The 12,042-nt window shown below is 64.3% G+C and carries 12 protein-coding genes; 4 read left to right on the forward strand and 8 right to left on the reverse strand.

Annotated elements, in window-relative coordinates; genetic code table 11:
- Positions 1 to 40: 40 nt before the first annotated feature.
- From CEY05_RS04715 to tehA, 5 genes are all read right to left on the reverse strand, one after another.
- On the reverse strand, positions 41 to 1,375 hold the full coding sequence (locus CEY05_RS04715; protein WP_088596276.1) for a 2-oxo acid dehydrogenase subunit E2: 1,335 nt from the start codon (positions 1,373 to 1,375) through the stop codon (positions 41 to 43).
- On the reverse strand, positions 1,375 to 3,564 hold the full coding sequence (locus CEY05_RS04720) for a thiamine pyrophosphate-dependent enzyme (protein ID WP_088596277.1): 2,190 nt from the start codon (positions 3,562 to 3,564) through the stop codon (positions 1,375 to 1,377). Before CEY05_RS04720 ends, CEY05_RS04715 begins: the two co-directional genes overlap by 1 nt.
- A gap of 8 nt (positions 3,565 to 3,572) precedes the next feature.
- Entirely contained in the window at positions 3,573 to 4,364 is a 792-nt protein-coding gene (locus CEY05_RS04725; RefSeq protein ID WP_088596278.1) for an SDR family NAD(P)-dependent oxidoreductase, read from the reverse strand.
- Between the two features lie 256 nt (positions 4,365 to 4,620).
- Entirely contained in the window at positions 4,621 to 5,148 is a 528-nt protein-coding gene (locus CEY05_RS04730) for a GNAT family N-acetyltransferase (protein WP_088596279.1), read from the reverse strand.
- Between the two features lie 3 nt (positions 5,149 to 5,151).
- Positions 5,152 to 6,141, reverse strand: coding sequence for a dicarboxylate transporter/tellurite-resistance protein TehA (gene tehA, locus CEY05_RS04735; RefSeq protein WP_088596280.1), 990 nt, complete (start codon positions 6,139 to 6,141; stop codon positions 5,152 to 5,154).
- A gap of 293 nt (positions 6,142 to 6,434) precedes the next feature.
- Between tehA and CEY05_RS04740 the strand changes: the two genes are divergently transcribed.
- A complete protein-coding gene (locus CEY05_RS04740; protein ID WP_088596281.1) occupies positions 6,435 to 6,725 on the forward strand; it encodes a hypothetical protein in 291 nt (96 codons plus the stop codon).
- A 220-nt stretch (positions 6,726 to 6,945) separates the two neighbouring features.
- On the opposite strand, the gene CEY05_RS04745 is transcribed toward CEY05_RS04740, so the two are convergent.
- Positions 6,946 to 7,824 (reverse strand): LysR family transcriptional regulator, encoded by an 879-nt coding sequence (locus CEY05_RS04745; protein ID WP_088596282.1) that lies wholly within the window; start codon positions 7,822 to 7,824, stop codon positions 6,946 to 6,948.
- Between the two features lie 100 nt (positions 7,825 to 7,924).
- On the opposite strand from CEY05_RS04745, the gene CEY05_RS04750 reads away from it, so the two are divergent.
- From CEY05_RS04750 to CEY05_RS04760, 3 genes are read left to right on the forward strand one after another with little or no spacing between them, the layout of a single operon-like run.
- Complete coding sequence (locus CEY05_RS04750; RefSeq protein ID WP_088596283.1) at positions 7,925 to 9,001, forward strand: alkene reductase; 1,077 nt, start codon at positions 7,925 to 7,927, stop codon at positions 8,999 to 9,001.
- 10 nt (positions 9,002 to 9,011) lie between these two features.
- Positions 9,012 to 9,569, forward strand: coding sequence for a pirin-like C-terminal cupin domain-containing protein (locus tag CEY05_RS04755; RefSeq protein WP_088596284.1), 558 nt, complete (start codon positions 9,012 to 9,014; stop codon positions 9,567 to 9,569).
- A 22-nt stretch (positions 9,570 to 9,591) separates the two neighbouring features.
- Positions 9,592 to 10,197, forward strand: a complete 606-nt coding sequence (locus CEY05_RS04760; protein ID WP_088596285.1) for an isochorismatase family protein — start codon at positions 9,592 to 9,594, stop codon at positions 10,195 to 10,197.
- A 282-nt stretch (positions 10,198 to 10,479) separates the two neighbouring features.
- Here the strand turns inward: CEY05_RS04760 and CEY05_RS04765 are convergent, their stop codons facing one another.
- Positions 10,480 to 11,385, reverse strand: a complete 906-nt coding sequence (locus CEY05_RS04765; protein ID WP_233161350.1) for a CoA ester lyase — start codon at positions 11,383 to 11,385, stop codon at positions 10,480 to 10,482.
- Between the two features lie 7 nt (positions 11,386 to 11,392).
- Positions 11,393 to 12,019 carry an RraA family protein gene (locus CEY05_RS04770; RefSeq protein WP_088596286.1) on the reverse strand — a complete coding sequence of 209 codons (627 nt, stop codon included), beginning with the start codon at positions 12,017 to 12,019 and terminating at the stop codon, positions 11,393 to 11,395.
- Positions 12,020 to 12,042 lie beyond the last annotated feature (23 nt).

Raw genomic sequence — 12,042 nt, forward strand, 5'->3', positions numbered from 1 at the left:
GTAGTCATCCGATCACGAACCTGGTCACGGTCAACCCTGCTCACACCAGCATCGTGGCCGGGTGTTCCATATAGTGCTGGAAGCGCGCCAACCACTTTGCCGCCAGCGCCCCATCGATAGCCCGGTGATCGACGGACAGGGTGTACTCCATCACCACACCCGTGTCCAAACTTCCGTCAGTTTGCACCACCGGCACCCGGTTACTGGCCCCCACGGCCAGGATGGCCGACTGCGGAGGATTGATGATGGCAGCGAACTCCGTCACCCCATACATGCCCAGATTGCTGATGGAAAACGTACCGCCCTGATACTCATGCGGCAAGAGGCGCGATTCCCTTGCACGCGATGCCAACTCACCCATGGTGGTACTCAATTGGGACAGGGACATCGCGTCGACAGCATGCAGCACCGGCGTGATCAAACCGCCAGGGATGGCCACCGCCACGGAAATATCGACCTGGCGGTAGCGCTGCATGGCGCTGTCGGTCCAGATGACATTGGTATCCGGCAAGTCCCGCAGCGTGCAGGCAGCCGCCTTGATAATGAAGTCGTTCACGGAGAACTTGCGCGGGGCCGGCTCGGCGCCATGGTGCGCACGACCAGCCTGATCCGGCGCATGGGCATGACCGCTGTCACCAGCACTGCCTTGGGCATGGCCACCCTCGTCCGCCCTGCCTTGGGAGTGACCGCCGCCGCCAGCTTTGCCTTGGCCGTGGTTGATCTGCTCCCGCAAGGCGTAGAGCGCTTCCATCCGGCACTTCCCGCGCACATAGAAATGCGGAACGTGTTGCTTGCTCTCCGTCAACCGCCGCGCGATGGTGGCGCGCATGGGCGTGTGAGGGATGCTCTCGAACGCGGCATTGACCGCGGCGTCGCGCGCGACCTGGGCGCGTTCGATGTCGCGCCTCACCACCCTGCCCCCCGGGCCGCTGCCGTGCAGATCCTCAAGCGCAATCCCCGCCTGCCGCGCCAGCTTGCGCGCCAATGGGCTGGCGAAAGAACGTTCGGGAGCCTGAGGCGCCGGCACTTGCGCGGACGGCTTCGCCGGCGCGGCGGGCGGCGCGGCGGCGCCATTTAGCGCCGCCGGCTTCTTCCCATCCTGCGCCAGCAAGACATCGACCGCGTCCGCCGACTCCCCCTGCTCCAGCACCACGCCCACCGCGGCGCCTACCGCAACCTGTTCCCCCGCCTTGGCCAGCCGCCGGAACAACGTCCCCGCCGCACCGGCGTTCAGATCCACCACTGCCTTGTCCGTCTCGATGCTGGCCACCACATCGTCGGCGGCCACCGTGGCGCCCTCTTCCACCAGCCACTCGACCAACTGCGCCGCGGCGGCGTTCGCCGAAATCTCCGGCATGCGTATCAACGTCGGCATCACGCGGCTCCCTGGTTGGCCATCACTTCGCGCAGGGCGGCTTCGACCTCGTCGGTACGGGCCGCGGCAGCCCGCTCCAGCACCTTGGAAATACTCGGCGCCGCCAGCCCGCCCGTCACCCGTTGTACTGGCTGATCCAGCCAATCAAAGTAGCGCCGCTGAATCTCATCGGCCAGCCAGCCGCCATACGACGTCCCCCGTGCCCCCTGCTCCACGATCAACACATTGTTGGTCTTGCGTATGCTGGCGCCCAGCGTGTCCCAATCCAGGCTGGCGCGGTCCAGCCAGCGCAGGTCCACCAGATCGCCTTGCACACCGCAGCGATCCATGGCTTCGGCAGCGTGCCCCACCATGGACAGGTATGCGATCACCGTCACGTCGGGCCCGTTACGCCGCAACGCAGCCTTGCCCACGGGCAGGTAGTAGTCGTAATCGTCGACCGGTCCCAGTCCCTTGCTGTTGTAAAGATCCACGTGCTCGATCACCAGGACCGGGTCGCGGCACTGCAAGGCCGAGTTCATCAGGCCCACATAATCATAGGGATTCGACGGCGCCACGATCCGCCATCCCGGGCAGGTCGCAAAAATTCCCGCCGGGTCCATCGAGTGCTGCGACCCATATCCCGTGCCCATGGCCACCTTGGTGCGCAACACCAGCGGTACCTCGTCACGCCCGCCGAACATATGCCTTACCTTGCCGATCTGGTTGAATACCTGGTCCGCGGCCACCCACATGAAGTCCGGATACATGAACTCCACCACGGGACGATAGCGGCCATCCAGCGCCATCCCGCCCGCCAGGCCCACGAACGCGTTCTCGCTGATGGGCGTGCCCAGGCACCGATCCGGGTAGCTTTTGCTGAGCCCGCGCGTGGCGCCGTTGGTGCCGCCCTTCAGGCGATGCACGTCCTCGCCCATCACCACCACACCAGGATCGCGCGCCATGCGCCGGTCCATCACATCGGCCACTACATCGATGAACGGCCGCTCGGCCTGCGGCACGTCCCCGCTGTCCTGATCGGCGTAACGCAGGCCCTGCATCTCCGACAGATCGCCCAGCATGCCGACATCGCGAAAATCCGCCGACGGCCACAGCGACGGGCGGATGCGGCGCTTGCCTTCTCCGGCCTGCGGGTCGGCCTCGGTCAGTTCCGCCACGGCGTGGCGCATCGCCTGCTGCACGCGCTCGCGCAGCGCCTGCACGCCTGCCTCGTCGATCAGGCCGCGCGCCTGCATGCGTGTCGCCAGCAGCGTCAGCGGATCGCGGGCGCGCCAGGACTGTTCTTCTTCCTTGCTGCGATAGCCGAAGGCGCTGCCGGCGTAGGGACCGTTCTGATGAAAGAAGCGGTAGACCTCGGCCTCGATCACCGTGGGCCCGTTGCCCGCGCGCATATGGGCCAAGGCGGCCTGCATCGCCAGATGCACCGCCAGTGGATCCATGCCGTCGACCTGCCAGCTGGGGATGTTGAAACCCAGGCCACGGGCGGACAAGCGCGGCTCGGCGGTGCTCTCATCGACATGGGTCGACACCGCGTAGCGATTGTTCTCGATGAAGAAGCAGAGCGGCAGTTTCCAGGCGGCGGCCAGGTTCATCGTCTCCAGCACCGAACCGATGTTCACGGCGCCGTCGCCGAAGTAGCTGACCATCACCGCATCGGTGCCGGCATGGCGATGTGCCCAGGCCTGCCCCGCCGCCATCGGCACGCCGCCGCCGACGATGGCATTGGTGCCCAGGGCGCCCGCTTCCGTCCAGCGCAGGTGCATGGAGCCGCCACGGCCGTTGCAGAAGCCTTGCGACAGGCCCAGGATTTCCGCCAGGGTCCGTTGCAGCAGACCCTGGACTGCGGGGGTCAGATCCGCACGCGGGTCGATACCGTGCGGACACAGGTAAGCCAGTGATTTCGCCAGGAATTGATGATGGCCGCGATGTGAACCATTCACGCCATCCTGCGCGCGCAGGGTCACGATGGAGCCCGCCGCGCCGCCCTCCTGCCCTATGCTCGAATGCGCGGGCCCGTGCACCAGGCCCTGGCCGGCCAGGTCCAGCACGGCTTCCTCGAAGCCGCGGATCAGGTGGCAGTGGGTCAGCAGGGTCCCCAGCAAGGCCGGGTCCGCGGTCTCCCAGTCCTGATCCGTGGTGGTCAGTGCCGTCCAGGGGGATTGCGGCGTCAGATGGGTAAGTTGAGGCATGGTGATTCCTACATATATCCATTGGCGGTCCAACCGCCGTCGGCCAGCATGGCGTGGCCCGTCACGAAAGCCGCTGCGTCGGAGGCCAGGAAGCAGGCGACGGCGACCACGTCTTCCGGCGTGCCGAGGCGTCCCATTGGCGTACGCGCGCTGATACGCTGGGCGTCCAGCGCGCCGCGTTCGATAAGGGAGTCCACCAGCGCGGTGCGGATGTAGCCGGGGCACAAGGCGTTGACGCGTATGCCCAGCGCGGCCCATTCCACCGCGAGTGATTTGCTCAACGCCACGACGCCCGCCTTGGCCGCGCAATAGGCGGCCCGTTCGGGAGCCGCGACTACGCCGTACATCGAAGCCGTGTTGATGATCACGCCACCGCCGGTTGCCTGCATGGCGCGGCCGGCTTGCTGGCAGCAATAGAACACGCCGGAGAGGTCGATATCGATGGCGCGCCGCCAGTCGGCGGGCGTCAATTCCAGTGAAGGCCGATTCATGGAGATGCCGGCGTTGTTCAGCAACACGTCGAGCCGGCCGTAGTGGGCGTGTACCGCGTCAAAGGCCTGGGCCACCTGGATGTCGTCGGCGACCGATGCCGTCACGCAGAAGATTTCTATTGCGGGAAAGTCGCGCTGCAATTCCCTTTGCGCCTTGGCCAGTCCCTCGGCATCGATATCCAGCAAAGCCAACCGCGCACCCTGGGCCGCGAAGGCATTCAGCATGGCGCGCCCTATCCCTTGCGCCGCGCCGGTACACATCACCACCCGACCAGCGGACGTGCCGGCCCCCTCCCTGGAATTCGCCATGGTGTTGTCTCGTATATAGGAATTATTGGAGACGTCCATCCTGTGGCGCGTACTACCCGGTGCGTCGAATGAACATCTGGCGCCAAGCTTATCTGCCTATCAACTTATCTTACAAGTGAGGGTTTACCCGTCAAATCGAAGATTTTCTCGACGCTTCGTGTTGACCGACGAAAGGGCGTGCCTGAGCTACGATTCCGCGTCCCCCGACAGACCGATCCGTAGCCGTACCACCAATTCCGTGTGTCAGCGGCGATTCCTATGACCCTGTGGCTAGCCGCTGGTGGGCGGCTTTTTCATAAAGCGACCAGAGATAGCCGCCAGGACTGGGCTCTTGCCACAGACCGACGCGAATAAAACCAATCGACTCGTACCAGGCGCACAGCTTTCCGTTTTGAGCTGGGCAGTCGAGGCGGACATAGCGCCGTCTCAAACTTAGTACTTCACTCGCGCAGAAGTCGAGCATGAAGGCCCCAAATCCTCGTCCATTAAAACCCCCGCGCACGCCGAGTCCATGCACATAAGCCGCGAGCGGCTCCTGCGCCCCCCAGCGCTCGTCGTCTTCCAATGCAAGCGAAAACATGCCTGCTGGAGTGCCATCCACCTCAGCGATATACATCTGTTTTTGATCGATAGTGCCGCGCATCCATCCTTCAGAAACACCATCTCCTTCCCTGCCCCAGGCGTAATCGCAATGCGCTATCTTCCATGCGCGTGCTTCGTTGCGAATCTGTATGAGCTCAGGAAGATCCTCTCTCGTCGCTCGGCGGATGAGTTTCGAGTCCACTTTTCATTTATCCGTCGCGGCAGGGACCGGCTTGGGCAGCAACTTGCCTTTGAACAGGTGAACGACCGTGCCCGCTGCAATCGTCAACACCACCACGTTGGAAGCAACGAACAGGACCGGCGCCAGCCACGTGAAGATACCGGTGGGAGCATCCATCGCCACGCGCGTGGCGGCGCCAGCCAGGGCCGTTGCGCCGAAGGTGAAGGCCCAGTACGAGGCGCCGAACGGTTGTTCCATGATCCAGGGCAGCATGCGTAGCTGCAGCAAGGCCTGCAGCAGTGCGTAGCCGATAAGCATGTGCGCGAACAAATCGGAATGCGCGCCGCCTACCGCCAGGTAGCAAGTGGCGCCGACAGCAGGAGGCGCCAGCTGGATGCCCAGCGTCGGGCGCAAAGGTTTCGGCAACGGCCCCGCGGTGTAGAGGCGATGCAACAGCACCGATTCCACCGCCAGCCACGTGAAGAAGCCCATGCCGAATGCCAGTTCCGCAATCTCCAGCCAGCCCAGCGCCGCCGCCACGATGCCGGTAACGAAACCGCCGGCCACCAGCGGCAGGTACAGCACGGGCGTGGTCGCTTCGGCATCGCGGCCGCCGCGCCACAACAGGCCGGTGCGCCAGAGTCCGAACCAGATCGTGAACAGCGCGCCCAGGACATACAAAGCGACCGCCAGCGGCCGCGAATACGGCAAGGCTCCCGCCGCCACCAGCATCGTCGCCACCCCCACCAGGCCGATGAAGCAGCACTGGATCGCATGTGTCGCCTCCTCGCGTGCGGCCTGGGCGGCATTCAGCCACTTCAGACCGTACAGCACGACAAGGATCAGCCAGGACACGCCCGCGGCCAGGTAGATCAGTTCACCGACCACCGCCGGCAGGCCCCAGGCGGCATGCGCGATACGCCAATTACTGCCCAGTCCGGCCAGGCCCAGCACAATGCCGAAAAACGAAGCCGGCACCATCGGCAGCGAGTGAGCGTTGGATTGATCAGCCATTCTTGTTGTCCTATGAAGCCGGTCAGGCGATGCAGGTCAAATGCCGCGCGCCCACCCGCAAGCGCGCGGGGGGCACGCAGGATTACTTGGAACAGGCGGGGATATCTGGCCCATAAGCGTAGCCCAAGGCATGTCCAGTGCGCCACGAGGCGCAGGGCGGACGTCGAGCCTCTTTGCATGGCACTGGGCAAATTTGCGCATTGCTGACCGGAAACTCCGTTTTGGGGGACGCTGTGGCGACTAACACTGAGCAACGTAAAATGTCGCACCTTTAATCTCCACGTGCTTCCCTTATGAACCTTGAACGACTGCGTCGTGAATTTCCCGACTACGACATAACGACGCTGCCCACCCTGCCCGAAGGGTATCTCGACGCGTCGAGCTACATCGATGCGGCGCCTTCCTTCGAGAACGAGGAACGCGGCTTGAAAGTTTATGTCGACTACGCCAACTATGCCGACCGCGAATCCGGCAGGAGCCAGCGCTTCTGCGTTTCCCGCTACGACGAGGAAGAAGGCGATTACGAGGACGTCGCCCTGTCGACTAACGATTGGGCCGAAGTCACGCGCTTCCTGACCACCTGAACGATCTCGCCAGGGGCGATCGGTCTGTATACGCCGATCACGTCGGATGATCGCCCCCGCGACGTCGTGCTGCATGAGACGACCAAAGAGATCGTCGCCAGGTGTTTCGAACACGTGACGACGATCGCTCAATCCAGGCAGGCGTCCCGCGGCGCTCGCCCCGGTCCCTCCCGAAACACTGCCAGAGCGGCACTCGTTTCGCCTCGGGGCGAATACCCGCTCAAGTCCGGGCCAGCCGTTCGCGGAGGAATTCGATGAAGCGCTGCGTCTTCGCCGGAAGCAGGCGCGTCTCAGTGATGGCATAGACTGGCGTGGGACTGCCTTGCCACTGCGGCAATAGGCGCCGCAGCCGGTCATGAGCAAGGTCCTCTGCGACGATTCCATCGGGCATCAGCGTGATGCCCATGCCCATCGTCGCCAGGCGCCGAATCAGACCGACGTTATTCACCACGAACCGGCTGCCCACCGATACCGTGGTCGTTTGTGTTCCGCTGTGTAGCGTCCACAAGTTGGTCCTCGCCATACCAATGCACTCGTGCTGTGCCAGGTCGGCGGGCTCTCGGGGTTCCCCCGACCGTTCGAGATAGTCCGGGGAGGCATAGAGGCAGGTCGAAAGCCGGGCCAGCGGACGCGCGATCAACTGCGAATTCTCCGACTCGCCCATGCGAATCGCCACGTCGAAGGGTTCACTGACCAGGTCGACCCGCCGAGGCGTCAGGTCGAAGTCGAACGTGATGCCGGGGTAGTGACGGGCAAATTCGGCGATCAATGGAGCGAGGTGGGTCACCGCAAAATCGACCGGCAAGGACACGCGCAGCATGCCGCTGGGTTGCGCCAGCATCTCCCCAAGTTGCTCGTGCGCGAGCCGCGCTTCATCCACGATGCGCTTGCAGCGCTCGAAGTAGATCTGGCCGGCTTCGGTCAGTTCGACCTTCCGCGTCGTGCGGTGCAGCAAGCGCAGGCCGAGGGCCTTCTCCAATAAGCTGATTCGCCGCGACAGCGTGGAGTTCGGCATTCCCAGCACATCGGCGGCGCCACGGAAGCCCTTGGCTTTGACGACCTCGACGAACAAGACCATGTCATTCAAAAGCTGTTCCATACATTGCTCCATTAATGCAGCAATGTTATCCAGCTCAGCCTATTTATTCCAATTCCAATGAGATCGATGATAGGGCCAGAGTCAACCCAAGGACATCATCATGAATCAGCTTTTCACGCCCGTCCGTGTCGGACGCTATACCCTTCCGAACCGCCTGGTTATGGCCCCCATGACCCGCTCACGCGCCGATGACGCGACAGGCGTGCCGACCGAACTCGTCACGACCTATTACGCCCAGCGCGCTGGCGCCGGGCTGATCATCACCGAGGGGGTCTACCCCTCCGCGACCGGCAAAGGCTATGTGCGTACCCCCGGCATCATTGACGACGCCCAGGTCACTGCCTGGAAGCACGTCGCCGATGCCGTACACGCCAAGGGCGGCCGCATCTTCATGCAGTTGATGCATGCTGGGCGCATCTCGCATCCGTCGATGCAACCAAACGGCGGGTTGCCCGTGGCGCCATCCGCACTCAAACCGGAAGGCCAGTCCTGGACGGCCAGCGGCCCGCAGGACTACGTCGTGCCCCACGCATTGAGCATGGCGGAGATCGCTGCTGTGGTAGAGGACTACCGCAACGCCACCCGCCGGGCGCTGGAAGCCGGCTTCGATGGCGTCGAGTTGCATGGCGCTTCGGGCTACCTGCCCGAACAGTTCCTCTCTTCGGGCAGCAACCAGCGCACGGATGAATACGGCGGCTCAGTCGCCAACCGCGTCCGCTTCGTGCTGGACGTGCTCACGGCCATGATCGAAGAAGCCGGCGGTGATCGCGTCGGCCTGAAGATTTCGCCGGAGATGAACTTCAACAGCGTCTCCGATGCCACGCCGCAGGAGACCTACACCTATCTGGTCGAGCAGTTGAACGGCTTGGACCTGGCCTACCTGCACGTGGCGCTGTTCGGCCCGACCAGCGTCGATTACCACACGCTGCTAGGCCCCCGTTTCGATGGAGCCTACCTGATCGGCAGCGGTCTGGATCAGCCTGGGGCCGAGGCTATTCTTAGCGAAGGCAAGGCTGACGCCACGGTGTTCGGCAGCGCCTTCCTCGCCAATCCGGATCTGCCCGAGCGCTTCCGCCGGCACGCCGCGCTTAATTCCCCCGACAAGGACACGTTCTACTCGCCGGGCGCCAAGGGCTACATCGACTATCCCGCACTGAGCGATAGCCCCTCTGCCTGAGACTGCCGCCATGTCCTTCGCCATCGCCCAGCTTCACCGAGCCAACCATGCGGGACAATTCCGCGCCATCGGTCTGCGTGGCAAGGCCGGAGCGCTGTCACCGTTTCTCGGAGTCGATCACTATTGGATGAACGGGCCCACCTTTCCGCCGCACCCGCATGCCGGCATCTCTGCCGTGTCCTACCTGCTACTCGACTCCGAGACAGGGATGACCAATCGCGACTCGATCGGCACTGACAACCTGATCCGGCCGGGCGGCAAGATCAGGGTCCCGGTGGGGACATTCGGCAACACTCGCTCCCCGCTAGTACCGCCGACCGAAGTCACACTGCTGGACGTATCGCTTGATTCTGGCGCCGAGCTAACCGTGCCCTTGGCCGCCGGCCACACCCTGTTCGCCATGCCGATCTTCGGCACGGTGCAAGTGGGAGATCAGTGCTTCGACACCGAGGACCTTCGAGCGCCGGTGTTCCCAGCGCAAGATGCGCGCAATAACATTTTGATCAGAGCCCCCCGGGGCGGCGTCAAGGTCGTGCTGTTCAGCGGCCCGCCGCTTTCACATCTCTAAAACCAAGGAAAGGACTTCCATCATGGCAAGAGACCAATTCACCGCTGAAAACTCCGCGCTGCTGCTGATCGACCACCAGGTCGGCACGATGCAGCTGATCAAGAACATCGACGCTGGCTTCGCCGGCAAGCAGGCGATCGCGCTGGCCAAGCTGGCGAAGATATTGAACCTGCCGACCGTGATCACTTCCAGTCAGGAAGATCGCGCCCAAGGGCCGATCATGCCGGAAATCGCCGAAATCCTTCCCGACGCGCATGCCGCGCGCATCAAGCGTCCCGGCGTGGTCAACGCCTGGGCCTACTCGCCCTTCCGGGAGGCAGTGCTCGCCACCGGCCGGAAGCATCTGATCATGGCCGGCGTGACGACCGACGTCTGCCTGATTTTCCCGGCTATCGACGCCGCCCTGGAAGGTTTCTCCGTTCAGGCGGTGATGGACGCCTCGGGTTCGCCCAGCGAGCTGTCCGAACAGTTCTCGCGCCAGCGCATGCACGACGCCGGCGTAGTGCTCACTGCTACCAACACGCTGATCGCCGAGATCGCGCAGGATTGGTCGACACCCGATGGCCAGCAACTGATCGGTCTGCTGTTCAGCGACGTATTCCCGGCCCTGGGCGCCGGCATCCCCTGATGCCCACGTCCCTGACCACGCCATTGCCCGCACTTCGTGGCGTTCACGCACGGGGTGGCGGGCTCGTCGAGACGCCATGGGGTCGAGTCAGGTCTCAAGGTGATCAGCCCCGGCCTTCGGGCAGTTCAGAGCCCGCAACGCTGCGACGCCGCCGCTGTCGCAGACCGCGGGGCGTGGGTGCAGGCATCAATCGAAGCAATGCGGGGACAGTGATGAAACGAACCGATATCGTGAAGCATCGCACACCGTCGGGGGAAAGCGCCGATGAACCCCGACCGGCGGCTACGCGACGCGACCGGCCCCTTCCCTCACATTCCACGCTTCGAAGGCCTCATGGCGGGCCAGTAGCCGGCGCGCGTTGCCGTAATCCGGTCCGTTAACCGGAGCTTCTCCCGCCACGTCGGGTGCTTCATAGTGCCGCACCGTCTCGCGCGCTTGCGCGACTTCCGCGTGGGAAGGCGTCATGGCTACATGTATCAAGGCAACCTGAGACTCCCGCACGGTGCATTTCGCCTTCAGGCCGATACGCCTGGCCCAGGCCAGATCCGCACGCAGCGCGTCGTCATCCCGATAGCTGAAAGGACAATCTATCGGAACGCAGCCCGCCGCGATGCAGTCAACGAGAAAACGCGCGCGTACCGGCTGCAGCTCGATGCCATCCGGACCGCGCACCACGCCGAGATCCGTACTGAGGTCCTCGGCCGCCAGCAGGCAGGCACTTACACGCGGACTCGCGGTAAGGATGGCCACCGCGCTGACGACACCCCGCGCCGACTCCAGCGTAGGCACGATTTCCGTGCTGCCCAGTGGCAACCCGAGCCGGCGTTCATGGGCCGTGCAGGCCGCGTCAAGGGCCGCGACCTGGGCGGGGGTCTCGACATGCGGCAGCAGCACGGCCGCGGGGCGGCCGGACATGATGCCGGCCAGGTCGTCCAGTCCGCCCTGGTCGAGCTTGTTGATGCGCACGGCCCCCACCGCGCCCTGCGCGCGGCACTCCGCCATGAAAGTGATTATCCGTGCCCATGCCGCTGGCCGGTCGGCAGGCGCCGTGAACTCCTCCAGATCGGCAACCAGCACATCGGCCTTGCTTTCCAGGCCCGCGCGCTGCTTGTCGGCATGCAGGCCGGGAACGAACAGCCAGCTGCGACGCAAGGCGGGCGGACGAATGGTTGAAGAAGATGCAGTCACAAGGGCCTCACGGAGCAAGCTTGAGCAGCGTATCCAACGGCTCGCCGGCGCGCATGCGCGCCAGCACGTCCGGCTCCGCGGCGTCCGATGCCAACGCCATCTCGACAGTATGCGCCGCCACCGTATCCGTCAGGAACATCACGCCGTTGTCATCGGCAAGCACGATGTCACCAGGGCACACCAGAACGCCGCCGCACTGCACCGGGATGTCATGGGCGCTGGTGACGTCGTCCTCCAGCTTGTTTGTCAGCAGGCTGGTCCCATATGCGAACACCGGCAACCCCATGGCACGCAGCTCCAACACATCGGTGATCACGCCGTGGACGATGACACCCGCGGCGCCCGCGCACTGCAGCGCGGTGCCGGTGACGGCGCCGATGGGCGCATGCGCTCCGATGGCGCTGGCGTCGATGACCAGCACTTCACCCGGGCGCAGGCGCACGATGCAGCGATTCACCGCATATGCGTTGGGCGCCGCCAGCTTCAGGGTGCGGGCGCGGCCAACCACCTTGACACCTGGAACGAGCGCGCGCAGCAGCGGGCTGGCAAAGCCTTCTTCCAGAAAATGACCCAGCGTGGGAAAGCTGACCTGGTCGAGCTGCCGTAGCAGCGCATCTTGGGAGGATTCATCCATATTCGGGTTTCCTGCAAAACAGA

It is taken from the genome of Achromobacter sp. HZ34, assembly GCF_002209485.1.
GTDB lineage: Bacteria > Pseudomonadota > Gammaproteobacteria > Burkholderiales > Burkholderiaceae_B > Bordetella_C.

Excerpts from the sequence above, each read along its gene's own strand:
- CEY05_RS04745 (WP_088596282.1), bottom strand. The coding sequence starts at position 7,824 with ATGGAACAGCTTTTGAATGACATGGTCTTGTTCGTCGAGGTCGTCAAA.
- CEY05_RS04720 (WP_088596277.1), bottom strand. The coding sequence starts at position 3,564 with ATGCCTCAACTTACCCATCTGACGCCGCAATCCCCCTGGACGGCACTG.
- tehA (WP_088596280.1), bottom strand. The coding sequence starts at position 6,141 with ATGGCTGATCAATCCAACGCTCACTCGCTGCCGATGGTGCCGGCTTCG.
- CEY05_RS04755 (WP_088596284.1), top strand. The coding sequence starts at position 9,012 with ATGTCCTTCGCCATCGCCCAGCTTCACCGAGCCAACCATGCGGGACAA.
- CEY05_RS04760 (WP_088596285.1), top strand. The coding sequence starts at position 9,592 with ATGGCAAGAGACCAATTCACCGCTGAAAACTCCGCGCTGCTGCTGATC.
- CEY05_RS04740 (WP_088596281.1), top strand. The coding sequence starts at position 6,435 with ATGAACCTTGAACGACTGCGTCGTGAATTTCCCGACTACGACATAACG.
- CEY05_RS04750 (WP_088596283.1), top strand. The coding sequence starts at position 7,925 with ATGAATCAGCTTTTCACGCCCGTCCGTGTCGGACGCTATACCCTTCCG.
- CEY05_RS04725 (WP_088596278.1), bottom strand. The coding sequence starts at position 4,364 with ATGGCGAATTCCAGGGAGGGGGCCGGCACGTCCGCTGGTCGGGTGGTG.
- CEY05_RS04715 (WP_088596276.1), bottom strand. The coding sequence starts at position 1,375 with ATGCCGACGTTGATACGCATGCCGGAGATTTCGGCGAACGCCGCCGCG.
- CEY05_RS04770 (WP_088596286.1), bottom strand. The coding sequence starts at position 12,019 with ATGGATGAATCCTCCCAAGATGCGCTGCTACGGCAGCTCGACCAGGTC.